Raw genomic sequence first — 19,662 nt, forward strand, 5'->3', positions numbered from 1 at the left:
TGCCGCCGCAAAACCCTTACGGGTTTTGTAGTGTCTACTTTTGCAAGTAGACCCTAGCGCGCGACACAGCCTTTTCCCAAGACGCGCACAGATTTTCCCCACCACATCGGTGGCAGCACCGGAGGGGCGTCAGCGTTTCCCCGTTTCAGGCATTCCCGCGCGCTTCCTGAATTTCAGCTTGCAGATCGCCTGTGTCATGGTGCCCATGGGGCAGAAGGCGCACCAGGTTCTCGGCCTGTACAGGGCCATCATCACAAGGCCGAGAAGAAACGAGGTGAGCATGATGCTGTAAAAGCCAAAACTGAACTGGGCCGCCCATGCCGGTACGGATGTTTCCGTATATGCCCAGTGCCAGGGGAGCTGGAATGTCCAGAACAGGCTGACGGTCTGCCGCAGGGAGCCTGCCCCGGCGCCCACCAGCCAGGTCTGGAAAAGCATGTTCCCGAAAACCGCCAGAAAAAAGGCCAGAAATCCGTACCTGAACCATGGGGAATACAGCCACGCGGGTGTCGGCCTGTTCCGCGAGCATTTTAAGTCATGCCCGATTTTCATGCACAACTGGCCGCGTCCGCAAAAATGGTTGCAAAACAGCTTGTTCCCTCCAAAAACGGCAAGAGCAAGAGGGACCAAGAAGTCGATCATTCCCAGCCAGGCGAAAAGGATATTGAAAAACCCCAGGCTGAAATAGAGGAGTGTCCATAACCACAGATAGTCGTACCAATGTCGCTTCATTGCCCGTCCCGCCCTTGCCTCTCCACGAGTTCAATGCAGTTTGCCGGACAGGATGCGGCGCATCTGCCGCAGCCGACGCACACGTCGTCCCTGATCTCGGCCCAGCAGCCATGCATGACCAGAGCGGCGCGGCGGGGACACACAGTTTCACAGGTGCCGCAGGCGACACAAGTTTTTTGATCGACCCTGGCATGGCGTCTGGATGGCATCAGTATCCCCCCTTGTCTGCCCGACTCTTTTCCGGCGAACGGCGCGGCGTTCGGTTCCCGACAGCATGACGGCCTCAGGGCAACGGTTCGATGCGACAGACCTGGCGCACGCTCCGTCCCTTGTCATCCACGGCCACCAGTTCCACACGGCCCTGCCCCACTGGCGGCCGCCAGAACAGTATCTCGTCAGGCGCGGAAACGCCAAGGTAGTGGGCGCCCGCGAACCAGTGGACGCGCTTCACGTCCGCCTCGGTGGAGGCCTGGAGAGGTATGCCCCGCCCGCGTGCTCCGGCGTGATGATAGGTGACATGCTTTTTGGGCAGGAGGATGCGCGGCGGCTTTCCCCCGTTCCCGCGACGGTCGGCGCCCCGGCATTCCGGCAGCCACTCCGGCGGCAACGGCTTGTGTATTCCCGCCTGGGCGAAAATGCGGCGCTGTTCCGTGGACCAGAACTCCCAGTAAACGGTCGTTGTGCCGCCGGACGCTTCATCGCAGGCCCGAAGCCCGGTGGCCCTGTCGATCAGAAGGGGCCGGAGCACCCCGCTGTCCCGCGTGGGCGACACTCCGGGGATGAACAGCGTTTCCGCCGTATCGGCGCAGCGTGAAATATCCAGATCCCCCGTGGCCGCACAAACCTGAAGCGTGACGATGTTCAGCTCCCGCTCGGCATCCCGCAAGCGGTCGCGCAGGGGCTGCCGCGCCGCCACGCCACGGCCGATCTCCATAAAGAGCGGCAGGGCCGCCTCCGCGCCCACAAGCCGTGGATCGGCGCTGTTGTCAAAATTCCCCACCCAGACCACAAGCACATAGTCCCCGAAGGACCCGGCCGTCCAGGCATCACGAAAGCCATTGGAGGTGCCCGTCTTGCAACGGACGGGAAGGGCGGTCCCGCCCATGCCCGCAAGGACCAGATCCTCGCGCTCCAGCATGCGCAATGCCACATGGGCCGCTTCGGGAGAAAGCAGCCGCCGTGGCGGTTCCCGCCGGTCATCCGATGTCAGCCGCAAGGGCTGCCACAGGCCCTGGTTGAGCAACATGGCGTAAAGGCCGGCCAGTTCGCGCGGGGAAACTTCCGCCCCACCCAGAACGAGGGCAAGCCCGTAGTGTTCGGGACCCTGCGCCAGCCGCACCCCGGCCTTGCGTAAAAATCCGTACAGGCCGGGCCGGCGCAGTTGCTCCGCAAGGGTAATGGCGGGCAGGTTGCGGCTGGAGCGGAGCGCCTCGCGCGCGGGCAGCGGCCCGCGAAAGCCCTTGTCGAAATTTTCCGGATCATAGCCGCCAAAGGAACGGGGGCTGTCATTCAAAAGGGTCATGGGATGAATGAGTCCTTCTTCCAGCGCCAGGGCATAGATGAAGGGCTTGAGCGTCGAACCGGGCGAACGCCGGGCGCGGGTGCCATCCACCTGCCCGGAAATGGCCGCCGAAAAAAAATCCGCCGAACCGGCCAAGGCACGGACCTGCATGGTCGGCGCATGGACAAGGATGGCGGCGGCATTGGTGATGCCATACCGGTACCCGCGCGCCGCATGGACAGCCAGGGTCTCTTCCAGCAGGCGCTGAAGACCGGGCGCAATGCATGTCTGGACCGTGCCGCCTCCCCCCGGACCATCCCCCAGGAGTTCCGTGACAAGATGCGGCGCGCCGAACGGCAACCGGGCCGGAGAGCGCACGCGCAACGGTGGCACCAGCGCCTCCGGACCCGATCCGGAAAGCTCCCGCTCAAGCCGCGCCCGTGCCGCCTGGAACTCCGTGCCGCCTGCCGGGGCGCGCCGCACGGGATTCTGCGGCACCACAGCCAGGGCGTGACACTCAAGCTCGCTCAGCCGGGCAGCCGTTTTGCCGAAATAGATGCGGGCCGCAGCTTCGATGCCCTCGATATTCCCCCCGTAGGGGGCGAGGTTGAAATAGGCCTCCAGCAATTCCTGCTTGGTATGGTGCCGCTCCAGCAACAGGGCCGCCCAGATCTGGCGCAGCTTTCCCGAAAGGCTCGCGGTACGCAGCCCAAGGCGCAGCCGCGCCACCTGCATGCTGATGGTCGAGGCGCCCAGACGCCGCGAACCGCCCAGCCAGGTCTGCGCCGCGGCCCGGAGCAGGGAAAACGGGTTGACGCCCGGATGCAGAAAAAAATACCTGTCCTCATAGTGGAGCAGCGCGCGCACGGCTTCGGGCGCCACGGCATCCAGCCCCACCCGCAGGCGGTATCTGCCGTCCTCCGCAAGGCGCAGGCGCAGGATGCCGCCCTCCGCGTCAAGCGCCACGCGGCCGAAGGGAACGCCCTCCAGCAGGGGCGGCGGCGTCACCAGCCCCAGAGCCGCATACGCGAGGAGGAGCACCGCCAGGCCCGCCAGCGCCGGCAGGAGGCAGCGTCGCGGGCGCCTGATCATGGCCGCGGCATGCGTCGCCCGACGGAAAAGCGCCGTGCCGATGTTCACGGCAGCTCCCCATGGGGATCTTCGTTCATGGCCGTACCTCGATCGCGCCTGCCGCGCCGTGCCCGTATTTCGCCTGCTCATACATGGCCTGCCCGTGGATGGGCGGAACGGCGAACGCGCCGCGATTCACCGCGCGGATGCGATAGGTGAAGACCAGCGGCTCACTGGTAAGATCCGCGAACAGGAGCAGGCGATCCTCGCGCCGGTCCGCAAGCCTGACACCGGGGGGAAGCGGCGCGCCCTCCCCGTTTGCGGCAAGGACCATTTCAAAGCCCCCGGGCAGGAGATCGCTGATGACGCACTCCGCAAGCCGCGCCTCCATGGCGCGGGCCGTGATCCTGACCGTCACCACCTCGCCCTGGCGGACGGACTGGAGGGGGCGGCCCGCCGCATCAAGATAGACGCGGCTGACTTCAATGCCATGGCTCCGGGCCTCAGCGGGGGGAGTGCGGCCAAATCCCGTGGTCGCCACCTGCCAGTAGAGCGGCGGCGCGTCCGGCGCCATCTCCACTCCGTAGCGGCGGCACAGGGGCACCGCCAGTCGGAGCAGGGCGCCTTGGGCACGCATTTCCCCGGGTTCGCCGCCTTGCACGCAGGCAAGCCGTGTCGCGCCCATGTCCGGCGCGGCGGCGCCGCCCAGCGCCAGAAGCGCCCGAATGCCCTGGCTTGCCGAAAAGGTGGCGAAACTCCCGCGTATGAGCGCCTGCTCCGTGGCCGCAAAAAAGGCGGCCTTTTCCTGCGGGCCGCAGAGATGCGGGAATGAGCGCGCGAGGACAGTCATGTACAAGGCCTGCTGGGCGTATCCATCAAACCAGCCTTCCGCCGCGCATGTCGGGCTGACCAGTTCCACCGTGGGGCGCATGTGCAGCTCGCGCTGGCTCGCGGCCACCAGAACGGCCGTGATGTCCGAGCGCCAGCCGGGTATCTGGCGTTCCTCCAGCGCCATGAGCAGATTTTCCAAAAGCTGGGTCGTGATGCGTCCTTCCCGGGTCAGGACCCAGATGCCGTAGGCGGCGGTCCGCGCCGCCGCAAGCGTGGACTCGTTGAGCGCACAGCCCCGTTCCACGGCATCGCAGAGAGGCTCCAGCAGGTCCTCCGTCCCGGTGGCGCCTGTTTCGCGCAGGGTGAGCAGAAAATCCACCGCATAGGCCGTGAGCAGCTTGTCCGCGGGCGCATCAGGCCACAAGCCGACGCCGTTTCCTCCCGTGCCCGCGGAACGGCTGCGGATGGCGCCAATGGCATCGCCGATGGGGTCCCCGGCGGTCGCCGCCCCTTCCCCCGCGCCGGTGGACATTGGCGGATACTGCCGCAGGAGCAGGGCGGCAAAGGCCCGGCTCACCAGTTGCTCGGTGCAGCCATACGGCCAGGATTCCAGATAGGCGGCGAAGCCGCGCGCCAGCGGCAGGGGCAACGCGGAAACCGCAAGTTCGCTCGCGGCGCCAGCGGCATAGACGTCACGCCCTTCCGGCAGCAGGGCCGAGCGCTCGAGAACACCGGCCTGAAGGGTCGTTGCCAGCGGAGAGGCCGGGCGCACGGAGAGGGAGACACTCCGTGTCGTGGCCGTATCACCGCTGTACACGCTGAAATGCACCTCCGCCGCGCCCGGCGTTTCCAGCGCCCGCATCCGGAAGGGAACGACGGTTTCCGCGCCGGCCGCCACCGTGAGCCGCTCCGGCAGCGGCTCCTCAAAAGTCAGGGAATCGTCCGCCCGCGCCGCAAGCGTCACCTCCGCGGCCCTGTCGGAGGTATTGGCAAGGATGAGCGCGCCCTCGAAGACATCCCCGGGCGACACGGCGAGCGGCAGCCGGGGCGTCAGCACCAGGGGAGCCGTCACCACGGACGTGAGGGCGGCCGAACCCGCAGCGGCATCGGCAACGCCCACGGCCATGATCCGCAAGGTGCCGGTATAATAGGCGGGCAGGGGGATCTCCACCGGCCGCGCTTGCGGACCCACGTCCACAAGCGCTGACCAGGTGGCTACCGGCGGCTCGTTCCGGCGCTTGAACGGATTCTGGAACCGCGCGCCAAAGGGCGCGCCCGCCATGCCACCGCCAAAGGCGGAAATGCGCCTGGCAAGGCGGGCATGGTCGGGCATGAGCAGGTCAAGCGCCTGGAGCGTTTTCACCTCCAGCGCGCGATCTTCAAGCAGGGCGGCAAGGGGCGCGGGCGTTGCGGACCGCGTGAGCTGGAGCACCCCCTCATCCACAGCGAAAATCACGGCTTTGCCCTTTTTCCCGGCGCGCGCCTCCACGCGCAACGTGGTCCCCGGCAGGACCGTTTCCGGCGCGCTGAGCCGAAGATCCATGTCGCGCGCGCTGATGCCCGCGCTGAACGGGGCCACGGCGAAGCAGTGCGGCGACATATAGATCGCCGGCGAGTCCGGCGAACGGGTGAAGGAAACATTGACGTAGCCGCGCCCTTCAAATCCCTCGGGAATGACGATGCGTTCCACCCTGTCGCCCGCCGGGGCCTCAAACCAGGCGAATGCCGCGACGCCTTCGCGTTCAAGGGTTATCAGACCGGTGCCCGCGTACGGCAACGAAAGCGAAAGAGCGATGCTTTCCCCGGCCGCATACCGTTCCCTGTCCAGCCGCAGACGCAAACGGGCGGCAGCCGGCAGGGCGTCCGGGGCTTCTGGGCGCTCGCCCGCCACGGCATACGGCACCGAGGCAAGCACTGCCCCCGACGCATCGCGCACGGTCAGCAGATACTCTCCGGCTTCATCGACCGGCAGCGAAAAGCGCAGCCCGCTTTCCGGAATGGCATGCCGCACAGTGGTGGACGCCGCATCCACGGGCACTTCATCATAGCGATACCCGCCGTTGCCGTCGGAGACCAGACTTGTGACATAACGGCGCGCGGCAACGGAAAACTCCAGCCCTTCCAGAGAGACCCGGCGCAGTTCCGGATCAACGGCAAGAAACTCAAGCTCCGCCCGCTGCCCCTGGGGAATGAAGTCCAGATTGGTCAGCGCGCCCACCGGGCGATACCCGACCATCCGGGTCAGGGGGGAGGCAAGAAAGCTCCCCGTGCCCAGCGTCGCCCTGCCGCCGTCCGCCTCAAATCCCTCAGCGGCAACGGCAACGCGCACCGAGGCGCCCCCGAGCATGTCCGCGGGCAACGGCACGGCAGCCGTGCCATCCGGCCCGGTCACGACCTCGGGCAGACGGCGCTCCTGCGGACGGCCTGTGAAGCGGGCGGCATCGGTGAAAACATAGCCCTCATACCCCGTGAACCGGAACTCCGCCGGCGCCAGCGCCACACGCGCCCGGACCTTGCGGCCCGCGGCGGGCGCGCCGTAAAGATTCCGCAAGGCCACGGTGACAGCGGCGGCGGTATCGTCCGTCACCGGCAGCCAGCCCTTTCTTGTGGGCACGCCCACATGGAGCCGCAGCGTTTCGGGCTGGAACTCCTCCACCCGCACGGCGGCAGAGCCGAGCACCTCCCGGGAACCGGCCGGGCGCACATCCAAGGTATAGGTGCCGCTGGCAGCGCCCTCGGGCGCCATCCAGTCCAGAAGCGCCATGCCGTATTCCCCGGCGGGAAAATCGCGCCTCAGGACGACTGCACCGCGCGGGTCGCGCATTTCCGCGCGCAAGGGCAGGTCGGCGGGAACGCAGGCAAAATCCGCGCGGCGCGTGATGCATCCGAAATGCAGGGTCTCTCCCGGCCGATAGATGCCGCGCTGGCTGAACACATAGGCAATAAGGCCGCCAGGAGCGGAATGCCGGCCGCCCACAGGAAATTCCGAATACTTCGCTTCCCTCGTGGCATCCTCCAGGGGCAGCCACGCAAGATCGCCGTTCGATTCCGCCACAGCGGCCACCGGGCGCGCCTCCCGGCGAAGGCCCGACAGGGAGGGGAACGCCACATGCCCGCGTCCGTCGGTCCTGCCCTGGGCCACGGGGCGGCCATTGGTCCCGAGGATGCTGACCATGGCGCCGTCCACGGCGGTGCCCCCGGAGAGGGAATGGACAAAGCAGGTGAAGTCGCCAAGGGGCGCGCGCTTGACCATAAGCCCCAGATCCGTTGCCAGGACGAGGCGCGAAACCGTCGCGACCTCCTTGCCATTGCGGACCCCGATAAGCTGCACGCGCATGAGGCTGCTCCCGTCGGCGCCGCGCCTGTCCAGGACCGGCCCGAGGTCCAGAGCCGTGAACTGCGCCTCCCCGGGCGCGGCCGGCGCCAGGGGAAGCTCGCCCTCCGCGCTGGAACTTACGACATCCATCTCCAGCCCCGCGCGCCCCAGCGGGGCATCAAACGCCGCCCCGGAACCGGCCGCCAGCAACGCCAGAAAAGGCTCGCGCGTTTGCTGGACGCGCCAGCGCACGGCATCGAGGTCCGTTGCGTAAATATCCAGAAGGCGCTTGCCGGAAAGCGGCAGCACATTGCCGGGCTGAAGAAAGCCCAGTGCGGCGTCGCGCGGGTGCGCGCGCAAAACCTTGCGCCAGGGCCGTTCCAGCGTATGTCCCGAGGCGGAAGCGCACCCCTTGCCCACCGTCACCAGCACATAGCTGCCGGAAGTGACGGCAGGCAGACGGAAACGCAGTTTCGCAAGCGGGGCGTCGTCCTTTTCCAGCGCTTCCGGCGTCAACCTGCGGCCGCGCTCCAGGGCCGCGGCGGGAACCGCCGGTGCGGACTCCCAATCACAGGGGCGCGCGGCTTCCTGCGAGGCAAAGATGGGCAGTTCCCGGACCTCAAGGTGTCGGAGCACTTCTTCCGGCCGCGCGTACAGCGACGCCTCAAGCTGGAGCACATACCCGCGGTCAAGCTCCTCGTCCAGGTGTTCCTCCACCCGTGCCGCCGTGATGTGGAAAAGGGTGTCCGTACCCGGGATGTTCTGGCGAAAAACGGTCCCCTTTGCCTGTCCGGACGGCGGAAAAACCACCGGCTTGCCGTCGTCGAGTCCGAACTGTCCCAGACCGCCGACAGTGATGCGCGCCTCGCCGCCCCGCTCGGGAAGCCGGAGCACGGGCCAGGAAAGATTGACCGCGTCCCGTTCCTGGTTCCAGACCATTTCCGGCTGCCCGAAACGCGCACCGGCAGGAGCGGCAAGCGTGATGTCCGGCGCGCCGGCGCCCACGGGATAATTGAATTCCAGCGACGCCGAAAGGCGATGCCCGGCCCTGGGCGCAGGGTCTGTCCAGAAGTGGCTGCCCACCAGACGCACGCTCAACGGCGGGGTGGTCAGGGAAAGCCGCAGCTTGTCCAGGACAACGGAGGGCGGCAGGGGCAGATCCTCCAGGTCCGCGCGGTACGCTGTGCCGGGCCGGATGGCCGCGCCCTCGGCGGGCACGAACCGCAGGGTGGCGCTGTCACGCCATTGCCAGTGCCCCGGCACCTCGGGAGAAAGACGGATGCCCGTCGCCGTGTCGCCGGGCCGGCCCAGGGCGGTGGCGCATCTGACGCGCCATTTGCCGCCGTAGGCGGCCCGGCAACGGGATTCGTCCGGTCGCAGGAGGATGTCCAGACCTTCCTGCCAGGGATAATTGGCGGTCAGGGTCGCCGCGCGGTATGCCGGTTCCCTTGCCGTGGCCGCATGCGCGCCCGGCGCAGCGGCAACGGCGAGGAAAAGGCAGACAAGCAGGGCAAGGGCCGGAACGGAAACGGATCCTGGATACTGACGCATATGCAGCCTCGAACAAAAAATGCGGCGCACGGCAGCACAGGGGCACGCCGCCTCCACCCGCGTTCCTGCGCCTTTCCCCGGGGCGGGCAGCCAAAAGGACCGGCCGGATATCATGCCAGGACCCTGTGCAGCAGTTCCGCCCTCTCCAGCACGCACCGCCACGCGCTTTTGGAAAAATCCGCATTCTGGAGCGTCATCTGGGCGTGGCCCGCGAAGATCCGCAGCAGGGGCGGCTGCGTCGCCCAGAAGTTTTCGGGGAGCGGGCGACCGCCCCCGCGCGCCCAGCCCGTGAGCATCCTGTCCAGGGCCAGGCGAAGGCGTTCGCCCAGGGCGGGCGCGGCCGCACGAAGGGCATCTGCCCGGAGCCGCAGCTGAGGGGCGAGATCCTCCCCAGCAAAACAGAGGAAGGCGGCCTGCCAGAAATCTTCCAGCGACCTCCCCACCGAAGGGACGTTTCCCACCGGGACGAGGGTATGCAGCCCCAGGGCATCACGCCCGGTCCGCAGCAGGCGCAGGCCGGGCCAGGCCACGTCCCCCCCCCCGGGAATGCCCCGGGGCTGATCCAGAAGGGCAAGCACCGCCCGGCCCACGCCTTCCGGCGTGAACGCCGCCTTGCAGGAACAACGGGCCTGGCGGCAGCTCCAGCAACCGACGCAGCTCATGGCGGCACGAAGCACCCACTGCCCCGGTGAGACGGGACCCGTCTCGCGCGCGTGCACCGGACCCATGGAGAGATCGAGCACGGGAACGCCCAGCCAGTCCGCCAGATGCATGGGACCGGTGTCGGGCGTGACGCAGAGCGCCAGCCCGCGCATGACGGCGGCCACCTCGCGCAGGGAGAGCCGCCCGCACAGATTGGCCTGCGGCAACCGCGCAAGGCGCGCGACCTCCGCGCCCAGCTCGCGCTCGGCGGCGCCGCCCAGCAGGAGCGGCACCAGGCCGGCCCTGACCAGACGGGCGGCCAGCCGCGCCCAGAATCTGGCATCGGGGCGCTTGACGGCCTCGCTGGCGCCCAGGACAAGGCCTATCCTCTCCCCCCCCGCCGTGGCGCGCGCGCGGGAAGCTCCCGGTGTCGCTCCGGGCCACCACGGACCCGGCGGCAGCACGTCCAGCCGGTGCAGGTCCGCCCAATGAAAGGCATTGTGACGATTGTTGCGGGTGAGCGCCGCACGGTACAGTTGCCAGAACCCGTGGATACGCAGCCCGTCCTCCTCCGCCATGGGGCCGAATTTGAGCGGCGCCTCGAGGGCCGCCATGCAGGCGGCGGCTTCCGGCCTGGTGTCGAGATTGATGGCCGCGGCGTAGCCGCGCCGCGCCAGCATGGGCAGATGCTCCGGCGGGAAAAACACGGCCTCCGGCGCCAGCGGCATGAGTTCCCGGAAAAAGCGGGGGTCCGCCGCCACCCAGAGCGGGTGGCCCGGATACCGGCGCCCCAGGGCCAGCAGGAGAGGAAACGTGAGGATCAGATCCCCCATGCGCCGCAACTGGAGGATCAGGACCGGGTCGGCGCTCATCCGTCCGTCCGCGCGGGCGCGCCCGAGGCCGGCGTGCCATACACAGCGCGCATTTCGTCAAGCAGGGCCTTGAGCCGGTGCGCCCAGGTATGGCAGGCGAGCACCCGGCGCCGCGCCGCCGTGACCAGCCGGTTCCGTTCGCCGGGGTGCGCCAGGTAATGGCGCACCAGATCGGGGATCTCTTCCGGATCGCGGTAACAGGCCATTTCATCGGGCGTGAAGAGCTGTTCCATCTGCGGGCGCCAGTCCGTAAGCACAAAGGACCCCGCGGCGGGCACGTCAAAGACGCGCTGATTGACCGCGCCCTTCATCTGCTTGCTCGTGCTGTTGAAATTGATGGCCGAATGCCCGTAAAAGGCCGGAAGCTGCGAATAGTAGCTCAACGCGTCCAGATAGCGGGGCTGCCGCGCCTCATGGCGGAACTCGATCTTCCAGCCGCTGTCGCCAACGATGAGCGGCCGGAACGGCAGGAGGCGCCGCACGCAATCATTGCGGTACAGGCGCGTCGCCTGCCAGGTGATGGCGGTCTCATAGGCCAGCCGGGCCTCATTGTCGGGCAGCTGGAGATACCGGGCATGGACCTCGGGGAAACATTGGCGGAGAAAATCCGCCACCCCCCGGAACTCGCTGTCGGCAAAGGCGCGGGAGATCTTGCGGAACGGCAGGAGCAGCGGCCTCGGGAAGCGCCCGCTCTTCAGCCTGCCCCCCACCTTGTAGAGCATGGAATTGCCCACAAAGGAGACGTCCGCCTTCCACGATTCCGGCACGGACTGCCGCGTGGGCGTGAAGCGCCCGGGGTCGGTGCCCAGGGGCAGATAGCGCACATGCGCGAAGCCCGCGGCCTCAAGGCTTGCCACATTGTCGGCGTCCCAGGTGAACAGGGTCGTCCACGGACTCACGCAGCGCGCATACAGATGGATGATGAGATGCGGATTATCCACAAACCACGAGGCCAGCGGCAACTGGAGCCTGCCGAGCAGATCCATGAGCACGCCTTCCACATCCACGCCCATATGATTGAGCGTGATGCAGCAATCCGGCCTGAAGGAAAGCACCGCCTCCAGCAACTGGCGCACAAAGGCATCCTGCGCCACGGACTCATTGCCCACCGCGACGAGCCTGTACTCGATGCCGAGGTTGCGGCAGGCGCCCTCCAACTCCCCCATGAGAAAATACTTGCTCGTCAGCAGGAGGACCCGGGGCTTCGCGTCCCGAAAGCGGGGCCGGACGGCGCGGCTCCAGAAATCAAAACGCGCGCTGGCGTTCAGGCTGTCGCGCACGGTCCCGTAATAGCCCTTGTCCAGACGCTGGTAAAATGCCAGCGGCAGCGGCGTGAGGGGCGCGCCGCCATGCTCCAGCTGCCAGCGCGTGAGCTGGCGCAGGGCGGAAGCGGGGTCGGGGCTGTCCACCAGGAACACGCGCGCCCGCGCCGCCTCGGGAAGACCTGCCAGAGTGCCGGTGAGCGGCTCAAGCTCACGCTCCTTGTCCACCACCGCCACAGGGCCGTCCCAGGCGTCCAGGAGCCGCCGGAGCGCATGCCCGAGGCCCGCGCCCAGCAGGACGGGAAGGGCCTGCCCTGGCCTTTCGGCGGTCCCGGCGCCGGCTGTCGCCAGAAAAGTCTCTACCGCTGCCAGTTCCCGCCGGGCGCCACCAGGGCCGAGCATGGCAAAGGTGCGTCCCTTTTCATGGACGATGATGTCGGCTGTGCCCGTCCCTTCCGGCGCGGGCACGGACTCATACCGCGACGCGGCGCAGGCCGGCTGTTTCCTCACCGGGCGGCCTTCGCGGGCGCGGGCAGCGGCTCCACCACGATGTCATTGTAGCACAGGCGGAAGAGCACATTCTCGTACGGCCGTTCCACCAGCATGAAAGCCCTGCCGATGGAGATCTCCACACCGGGATGGACAGTGCCCGCCACCATGAGGCGGCAGGATTGCAGAGAGGTCTCATCCTGCGAAAGATGCGTCCACAGCTCTGTCCGGCGGCGCATGATGACCTCGCGCTGCGCGGTCAGCCGGGCCAGCTTGCGCGACGCCTCGCTGGCGTCCGGCGGAAGATGCCCCGCCACCGCCTTGAGGTGGGTGATGGTCTGGGAAAGGGTGGCGATCATCTGGTCGATCTTTTCCAGATGCCGGATGTTCAGGGGGTCATAGCCCAGATAGACCTTGGTGGGCACCGCCGCCCGGTTGCCCAGCTGGGCGCCCACATGGACGCTGCCGTAGGCGTTGACCGTGCTGCCGTACATCTGGCCCCGCACCACCATGTTGGCCCCGGCATAGACGGTGCTGTAGAGGCAATACTTGTCGATGAGCATATTGCCGCGTGCCCGCGCCTCCACCTTTTCCAGAAAGGGGACGAGAAGCTTGCCGCCCGAATCGAGCAGACAGTGCTGCCCGGAACCGCCCCGGGCGCCGCCTTCCACCATGAGGTCCCGGCGCGCGCGGACAACGCCGCCTTCCACCATCCCCATGATGCGCAGATTGTTCGCCTGGACGGAGAAGCCGGAACGCACCGAGCCGTGGACGGCCATATCGCCCACAAAAAAGATATTCCCGGTGTGGAAGCTGACATCCCGGCGGACATTGAGCAGGCTTTTGACCGTGATCCTGCCTTCGTTATAGAAGACATAGCCCTTGGCCGTCGCCAGGAGATAGCGGGGATAGGCGGGGTCCACCCGGGTATTGGCGCCGGCGGGGAAATCCTCGCCGGAACGCACGAAACGCGGGTCCGGCTCTTCCTCCAGCTCGTCAAGGGGGACCATCTCGGCGAGGATCTGCCCGGCAATGACATTCTGCACATAGCCGAGGCTGTAAAGATCCGCGTTCTCGTCCGTGCCGACGCCGCCGCCGGGCTTGGCGCGAAGATAGTCGAAATCAGGATTGAAATAGTGTCGCAGATAGTAACGCACAGGCACCGTCCATGAAAGGGGCGCACAGCCAGACGCCGTGGAGGACCGGAATCGCCGCCGGGGATTCACCGGGCCGGGGCGCACGCCTCGGGGATGAAATTCCTGAGTTCTTCCTCGCTTTCGCAGGAGGGAAAAAATCCCTCGATCTCGGCCTGTTGCAAAAGTTTCGTTATATGCGGAGCCGGACTCAGGAGGACAAGACGGCGCCCGTAGCGTTGCATGGAGGTATTGAGGCTCACAAGAACGCCCAGGCCGGAAGCGTCCATGCGGCCCGTACTGCCGAGGTCGAGCACCATCTGGGTGATGCCGGGGGTCTTGCTGTGTTCGCGCATGACCTTGTTGAAGGACGCCACATCCTCCATGAGCACATCGCCCGTCAGACGCACCGAGAGCGTTGCGCCGTGATTCTGCACATCAAGAGCGTACACTGCGGCCTCCTTGGGCCTCACGCGGCAGCGCGGCTGCCGTTCGGCGCAAAGCCGCCGGCCTTTTCCGCAGTCGGAAACCGGGGACACCGGCTCCGGAATCTGGCGGCATGAACCCGACGCCGCCGCCCTCGCGGCAATCGGCCGCCTGCCCGTCAGGCGGCGCCTTTTTTGGACAACAGACCAGCCCTGGAGCATTTTTTGTCGGCGCGGGCGCCCGCTCCCGCATCCGCCAGAGCGGTCTGGATACTTTCAGTACCAAACCGCTAGCGCGTCCCCTCCTGGGGGGCAGTGCGCGCAAGACGGGCCTGCACGTTCTGGACGCCCTTGCCAAGCGAGGTCATGGCCTCGTCAAACTCGCGCTGCAGGGAGTCCATGAGTTCGCGCACGGAAACGATCTTGTTCACCCGGGACACGTTTTCGCCGCAAAAGGCAAAGCCGCGTTCCAGATTGCCGCGCATGGCGCTGATCAGGGCCTGCGCGATGCAATAGGGGGTCTTTTCCTGCTGGCAGGTGCTCACGCAGTGGAAGATGCACTTGAACGGCTTTTTCAGGCCGTCGCGGGCCGCGCGGATGAAGTCGTTGGTGAGCGCCCGGCCCGGCATGCCCACGGGGCTGCTGATGATGGTCACGTCCTCTTCGCGCGCCGCCAGGTAGGACTGCTTGAAGCGCTCGTCGGCATCGCATTCATGGGTGGCAACAAAACGCGTGCCCATCTGGACGCCCGCGGCGCCGAGATCGAGAAATTTCTTGATGTCCGCGCCGGAATAGACACCGCCCGCCGCAATGACCGGCACCGCGCGGCCGTGAGCGTCCTCCAGCGGCTTGACCGCTTCCACCACCTCGGGCACCAGGACCTCCAGCGCATGGCGGGGTTCGGTGATCTCGTCCCGCTTGAAGCCGAGATGGCCGCCGGCCTTGGGGCCTTCGACCACATAGGCATCCGGCAGGTAGCCGAAACGCGACAGCCACTTTTTGGCGATGACCGTTGCCGCGCGCCCGGAGGAGACGATGGGCACGAGCTTGGTCTTGAATTCCTCTTTCTTTTCCTCGCAGAGTTCGCGCAGGTGCCGGGGCATGTCGAGCGGCAGGCCCGCCCCGGAAAAGATGATGTCCACCTTGCTTTCAATGGCTTCGCGCACCATCTGGCTGAAGGTGGTGAGCGCCACCATGATATTGACGCCGATGATGCCGCTGCTGAGTTCGCGGGCCTTGCGGATCTCGTTGCGGAGCGCGCGGACATTGGCCTCAATGGGATTTCTGGCAACATCCGGCTCCCGCATGCCGATCATGGCGCCGGCAATGACGCCGATGCCCCCCTGATTGGCAACGGCGGAAGCAAGCCCGGAGAGGGAAATGCCGACGCCCATGCCCCCCTGGACGACGGGAATTTTGGCAACAAGATCGCCAAGCTGCAATACTGGAAATGCCATGGATGAACCTCCCGGGGCTGCTGGCCGCTGTGGCCGGATGCCGGCGCGAAATCGCCGGACGGATTCCATCGTGATTGTTCCAATATAGAGCCATGGCGCGCAAGACGCAAGGCAAATGGAAGGCGGCGGCGGGCATTTCCCGCGGGGGGACCTCTTTTCTTTTTTGTGGCATGCCTGTATGGTGGTTCGGAATCAGAGAGACGGCCCTTCTTTTTTCCGCATACCGTTATCAGAGGGAGAAGACCATGCCAAGTCCTTTGGAAACCCAACGCACATACGCGCTCGTCGGCACCGGCGGCTGCGGCAAAACATCCCTGGCCGAAATGCTCCTTTTCAATGCCGGCGCCATCACGCGCATGGGGGCCATCGAGGACGGCAGCACCAGCCTTGACTACGAGCCGGAAGAAGTGCGGCGCCGCGGCTCCATCCAGCCCGCAGTGGCGACCTTTCTCTGGAACAAGAACCGCCACTTCCTCGTGGACGTGCCCGGTGACGGCAACTTCACCGGCGACATGGAATGCCTGCTCAAGGGCGTGGACAGCGTGCTCTTCGTTCTGGATGCCGTGGACGGCGTGCGCCCGCTGACCAAAAAATTCTGGAGCCTCGTGCGCGCGGAAAACCTGCCGGCCGTCGCCGTCATCAACAAGCTCGACCGCGACCGCGCGGACTTCCACATGGCCTTTGACGGCCTGGCCGCGCTTGGCATCAAACCCGTGGCGCTCCAGCTCCCCATCATGGAGGGCGACGTTTTCGCCGGCGTGGCGGATGTGCTTTCCGGCAAGGCCTGGCGCTTCGGCCAGGACGGCGCTCTCGAAGAGACGGACGTCCCCGGGGCGCTCGCCGATGACATGGCCCTGCTCCGCGATGTCACGGTGGAAAACATCGCCGAGAGCGATGAAGTCCTCATGGAAAAATATCTTGAAGAAGGCAGCCTCTCCCTCGAGGACCTTCAGGCCGGGCTGCGCCTGGGCGTCCGCAACGGCGAACTGGTGCCCGTGCTGACCTGCTCCGCCCTGGAAAACAAGGGCGGCAAGGGCATTCTGGACGCGGTGGAGGCGCTTCTGCCATCGCCCCTCGACCGGCCGCCCTTTGTCGGTCAGGACGGCGCCGAACGCGCTGCCGACCCCGAGGCTCCCCTGGCCTGCTTCGTCTTCAAGACCCTGGCCGATCCCTTCGCGGGCCAGCTCTCCCTGCTGCGCGTCCTCTCCGGCACCATCAACGGTGATGCCACGCTCAAAAACATGCGCAGCGACGAGACGGAACGCCTCGGCAACCTGCTGTATCTCGTGGGCAAAAACCAGACGCCCTGCAAGGAACCGGCGGGTCCCGGCGCCATCGTGGCCGTAGCCAAACTCAAAAACACCCGCACCGGCGACACGCTCTGCGACGAAAAAGCGCCCTTTGCCCTGGCCGTGCCCGAACTGCCGCCGCAGCTCATCACCTATGCCCTCGCCCCCAGGGAAAAAGGCGAGGAAGACAAAGTCTATGCGGCCATGCAGCGCCTCCTTGACGAGGACATCACCCTCAAGCTCGGGCGTGACGAGGAAACCGGCGATATCCTTCTCTCCGGCATGGGCCAGCTCCATATCGAGCTTTCCGTGGAAAAGGCCAAACGCCGTTTCAAGACCGACATTGTGCTCAAGACGCCCAAGGTGCCCTACCGCGAGACCGTGCGCGGCAAGTGCCAGGTGCAGGGACGCCACAAGAAGCAGTCCGGCGGCCGTGGTCAGTTCGGCGACTGCTGGATCGAAATGGAAGGCATGCCGCGCGGCTCGGGCTATGTTTTTGAAGATGCCATCGTGGGCGGCGTCATTCCCCGCCAGTATATCCCGGCCATCGACAAGGGCATCCAGGAGGCCGCCAGCCGGGGATTCCTCGCGGGCTGCCAGGTGGTGGACTTCCGCGTCAAGGTGTACGACGGCAGCTACCACACGGTGGACTCTTCGGAAATGGCCTTCAAGGTGGCGGGTTCCCTGGCTTTCAAGAAGGCCATGGAAACGCTCAGGCCCGTGCTGCTGGAACCCATCGTCCTGCTTACGGTATCCATCCCCGATGAGAGCATGGGCGATGTCATCGGCGACCTTTCCTCGCGGCGCGGCAAGGTGCTGGGTTCCGACTCGCAGGGCGGCCTTACGGAAATCAAGGCCCATGTGCCCATGAGCGAAGTGCTCCGCTATGCGCCGGACCTGCGCTCCATGACGGGCGGCCAGGGCTTCTTCACCATGGAATTCGACCATTACGAGGAAGCGCCCCAGCCGGTGGCCGAAAAGGTCATTGCCGAGCATGAGGCCGCGCGCGCCGCGGAATGAGCCGCCGCTCTCCCCAGCTCATGAAAAAGGGGCGCCCCGGGGCGCCCCTTTTTTTGCGCGGATTTCGCGTTTCCCGGGATCTCGGGATGTTATGGAGGGGGCAGGCCCTGCGCCGCTATGCCTGCGGGGGGACGCCGCAACCGGCGCTCCGCTCGATGAGGCTGACGGCGCGGGCGATCTGCCGGCCCAGTCGCGTTTCCCTGGCAAGCTCGCGCTCCACGGCGGTAATGCTCCGCAATACAGTGGAATGACGGCGATTGAAGGCGCTCCCGATGTCCTCCAGGGAAAGTTCGGTGTGCTTGCGCGCAAGATAAAATACCGTGTTGCGCCCCTGGACGCACTCCTGACGGCGGGAACGGGAACGCAGCTGCGTCTCGCTGAGTCCGTAGCTTTCGCAGACAAGGCGGATGATGGACTCCATATCCAGGCCCTGCTCGATGCCCGCGTACTGCCCCACCACTTCCATCGCCAGATCCACATTCAGGCCGCAATTGAGCAGACGCGCCTTGAAAATCAGACTGTTCAGGCAGGATTCCAGCTGGCGGACATCGCCATGCAGCCGCGAGGCGAGCAGATCCCGGACCGCGTCCGGCAGCATGACCTGAAAACTTCTGGCCTTGTGCGTGAGGATGCGGCCGCGCATTTCCCTGTCCGGGCGCCCGATGCTCGTGAGAATGCCGGAACAGAAATGGGACACGAGCTGAGGGTCCATGTCCCGGAGTTCGCGCGGGGCAAAGGAAGAGGTCAGGATGACGCGGCCGCCGCGGTCCTGAAGGCCCTTGATCACCGCAAGCGCCAGTTCCTGCATGGCCTTCTTGCGCTGGAAAAAATGCACATCCTCCAGCAGCAGGACGTCCAGATCCCGCAAGCGGCTCTTGAAGCCCTCCAGGTCCTGGCTTTTCAGCGACTGGACAAAACGGGAGGCAAATTCCTCCGCGGTCAGGTACGCTATCCGCAGATTGGCGCCTTCGCCGCTGATGGCCTGCCCTGCGGACTGGGTGAGATGCGTCTTGCCCAGTCCGGAAGCGCCGGCGACAAAAAGCGTGCGGACCTGGCCGCCCTGCCGGCAGATATCCCGCGCGGCGGCCACGGCCATGCTGTTGCTCGGCCCGATAATGAAATCCTCAAAGCTGTGGCGCCAGCCGACTATCGGAAAACGGGCTGGCTCCGTCAGCGGCCGCGGCACCTGCGGCAGAGGGATTTGCGTGACGGCTTCCGCGCGCGCACGGCGCCCCAGATCGGGCACAACGCCAGCCACAAGCGCGCCAGCGCTGGCACATCCCGATGCGGCGCCACGCCCATGGACGCCGTCCGCCACATCCAGCCGCACCCTGACGGCCTCCGGCGGCACGGCAAGCACAGGTGCCGCCGCCTCCCGAAGCTTCGCCAGCAAATGCCGCTCGAGCCATTCCGCCATATAGGCGCTGGGCACGGTCAGTCGCAGTTCCGCGCCTTCGACCGAGGCGCGCAACGGTGCGATCCAGACCTTGAAAATGCCGGGATCCAGCATTTTCTTGAGATTTGCAGAAATATCCGCCCATTTGCCTTGCATGGGTAGGCATATAGCCCGAGGCACCGGGACAGGCAACGGAGAGCACGCCTCTGTCCCCGGCTGGAGCGCCTTTTGCTTTCCCCAAAGAATGAAAGTCATAACATTTTGGAATAAAAGATTTTTTTCATAAAACTTGGAGAAGTGGCATGCCGGAGAAACGCTTGCGGGGCAACGGTTTTCCCCTTGGCAAGCACGATATGCACAGATTTAAAAAAAATTTTTCCACAATACGATTTTTGATTATCTCCATTTTTTGTATGATTTCTTCATTTTTTTCCTTTTTCAGCAATGCTCCATTCATGGCGGAAAACCGGCAAGGCTTCTGCCGCCCGGCGAGGGCACAGCCCCCAAACGGCAGGGCCGCGGCGTTTCCGCAGCGCAAAGGGCGACGCCTTCCCTGGCATCGCCCTTTGCGGAAAATGGCCGTATGGTTGGAACGCGGCGCGCTTCAACCAGCACGCGCAGGCTAGTGTCTACTTGCAAAAGTAGACACTACAAAACCCGTAAGGGTTTTGCGGC

General features: G+C 66.0%; 13 protein-coding genes. 3 read left to right on the forward strand and 10 right to left on the reverse strand.

The features are described from left to right. Window positions 1–129 precede the first annotated feature (129 nt). A complete protein-coding gene (locus QZ294_RS10795) occupies window positions 130–438 on the reverse strand; it encodes a 4Fe-4S binding protein (RefSeq protein ID WP_297050773.1) in 309 nt (102 codons plus the stop codon). On the opposite strand from QZ294_RS10795, the gene QZ294_RS10800 reads away from it, so the two are divergent. After that, window positions 437–688, forward strand: a complete 252-nt coding sequence (locus QZ294_RS10800) for a hypothetical protein (protein WP_297050781.1) — start codon at window positions 437–439, stop codon at window positions 686–688. The two genes, QZ294_RS10795 and QZ294_RS10800, sit on opposite strands and share 2 nt — an antisense overlap. A 40-nt stretch (window positions 689–728) precedes the next feature. Here the strand turns inward: QZ294_RS10800 and QZ294_RS11035 are convergent, their stop codons facing one another. The 8 genes from QZ294_RS11035 to QZ294_RS10835 form a co-directional block, all read right to left on the reverse strand. After that, entirely contained in the window at window positions 729–941 is a 213-nt protein-coding gene (locus tag QZ294_RS11035) for a 4Fe-4S dicluster-binding protein (protein ID WP_366140581.1), read from the reverse strand. Window positions 942–1,015: 74 nt separating this feature from the next. Continuing rightward, complete coding sequence (pbpC, locus tag QZ294_RS10805; RefSeq protein WP_297050786.1) at window positions 1,016–3,373, reverse strand: penicillin-binding protein 1C; 2,358 nt, start codon at window positions 3,371–3,373, stop codon at window positions 1,016–1,018. A 25-nt stretch (window positions 3,374–3,398) separates the two neighbouring features. Beyond that, complete coding sequence (locus QZ294_RS10810) at window positions 3,399–9,002, reverse strand: MG2 domain-containing protein (RefSeq protein WP_297050791.1); 5,604 nt, start codon at window positions 9,000–9,002, stop codon at window positions 3,399–3,401. A 110-nt stretch (window positions 9,003–9,112) separates the two neighbouring features. Next, a complete protein-coding gene (locus QZ294_RS10815; protein WP_297050800.1) occupies window positions 9,113–10,516 on the reverse strand; it encodes a glycosyltransferase family 9 protein in 1,404 nt (467 codons plus the stop codon). Further along, window positions 10,513–12,288: a glycosyltransferase gene (locus QZ294_RS10820; protein ID WP_297050805.1), complete on the reverse strand. Its 1,776-nt coding sequence runs from the start codon at window positions 12,286–12,288 to the stop codon at window positions 10,513–10,515. Before QZ294_RS10820 ends, QZ294_RS10815 begins: the two co-directional genes overlap by 4 nt. Further along, window positions 12,285–13,424 (reverse strand): FapA family protein, encoded by a 1,140-nt coding sequence (locus QZ294_RS10825; protein WP_297050809.1) that lies wholly within the window; start codon window positions 13,422–13,424, stop codon window positions 12,285–12,287. Before QZ294_RS10825 ends, QZ294_RS10820 begins: the two co-directional genes overlap by 4 nt. A gap of 65 nt (window positions 13,425–13,489) precedes the next feature. Beyond that, window positions 13,490–13,852, reverse strand: coding sequence for an STAS domain-containing protein (locus tag QZ294_RS10830; protein WP_297050813.1), 363 nt, complete (start codon window positions 13,850–13,852; stop codon window positions 13,490–13,492). A gap of 263 nt (window positions 13,853–14,115) precedes the next feature. Then, complete coding sequence (locus tag QZ294_RS10835; RefSeq protein ID WP_297050824.1) at window positions 14,116–15,282, reverse strand: nitronate monooxygenase; 1,167 nt, start codon at window positions 15,280–15,282, stop codon at window positions 14,116–14,118. Window positions 15,283–15,527: 245 nt separating this feature from the next. Here QZ294_RS10835 and QZ294_RS10840 point away from each other — a divergent pair, with 245 nt between their 5' ends. After that, window positions 15,528–17,591 carry an elongation factor G gene (locus QZ294_RS10840; RefSeq protein ID WP_297050832.1) on the forward strand — a complete coding sequence of 688 codons (2,064 nt, stop codon included), beginning with the start codon at window positions 15,528–15,530 and terminating at the stop codon, window positions 17,589–17,591. A gap of 115 nt (window positions 17,592–17,706) precedes the next feature. On the opposite strand, the gene QZ294_RS10845 is transcribed toward QZ294_RS10840, so the two are convergent. Then, a complete protein-coding gene (locus QZ294_RS10845) occupies window positions 17,707–19,143 on the reverse strand; it encodes a DnaA/Hda family protein (protein ID WP_297050843.1) in 1,437 nt (478 codons plus the stop codon). 146 nt (window positions 19,144–19,289) lie between these two features. On the opposite strand from QZ294_RS10845, the gene QZ294_RS10850 reads away from it, so the two are divergent. Beyond that, window positions 19,290–19,613, forward strand: coding sequence for a hypothetical protein (locus tag QZ294_RS10850; RefSeq protein WP_297050852.1), 324 nt, complete (start codon window positions 19,290–19,292; stop codon window positions 19,611–19,613). The last annotated feature ends 49 nt before the right edge of the window (window positions 19,614–19,662 follow it).

Origin of the sequence: uncultured Desulfovibrio sp. (assembly GCF_910584445.1) — a bacterium.
In the GTDB taxonomy this organism is placed as follows: domain Bacteria; phylum Desulfobacterota; class Desulfovibrionia; order Desulfovibrionales; family Desulfovibrionaceae; genus Desulfovibrio.

What these genes read in the sequence shown, in the direction of transcription:
- QZ294_RS10815 (WP_297050800.1), bottom strand. Translation starts at nt 10,516, where the DNA reads ATGAGCGCCGACCCGGTCCTGATCCTCCAGTTGCGGCGCATGGGGGAT.
- QZ294_RS11035 (WP_366140581.1), bottom strand. Translation starts at nt 941, where the DNA reads ATGCCATCCAGACGCCATGCCAGGGTCGATCAAAAAACTTGTGTCGCC.
- QZ294_RS10835 (WP_297050824.1), bottom strand. Translation starts at nt 15,282, where the DNA reads ATGGCATTTCCAGTATTGCAGCTTGGCGATCTTGTTGCCAAAATTCCC.
- QZ294_RS10810 (WP_297050791.1), bottom strand. Translation starts at nt 9,002, where the DNA reads ATGCGTCAGTATCCAGGATCCGTTTCCGTTCCGGCCCTTGCCCTGCTT.
- QZ294_RS10800 (WP_297050781.1), top strand. Translation starts at nt 437, where the DNA reads ATGTTCCCGAAAACCGCCAGAAAAAAGGCCAGAAATCCGTACCTGAAC.
- QZ294_RS10850 (WP_297050852.1), top strand. Translation starts at nt 19,290, where the DNA reads ATGCCGGAGAAACGCTTGCGGGGCAACGGTTTTCCCCTTGGCAAGCAC.
- QZ294_RS10840 (WP_297050832.1), top strand. Translation starts at nt 15,528, where the DNA reads ATGCCAAGTCCTTTGGAAACCCAACGCACATACGCGCTCGTCGGCACC.
- QZ294_RS10845 (WP_297050843.1), bottom strand. Translation starts at nt 19,143, where the DNA reads ATGCAAGGCAAATGGGCGGATATTTCTGCAAATCTCAAGAAAATGCTG.
- QZ294_RS10795 (WP_297050773.1), bottom strand. Translation starts at nt 438, where the DNA reads ATGCTTTTCCAGACCTGGCTGGTGGGCGCCGGGGCAGGCTCCCTGCGG.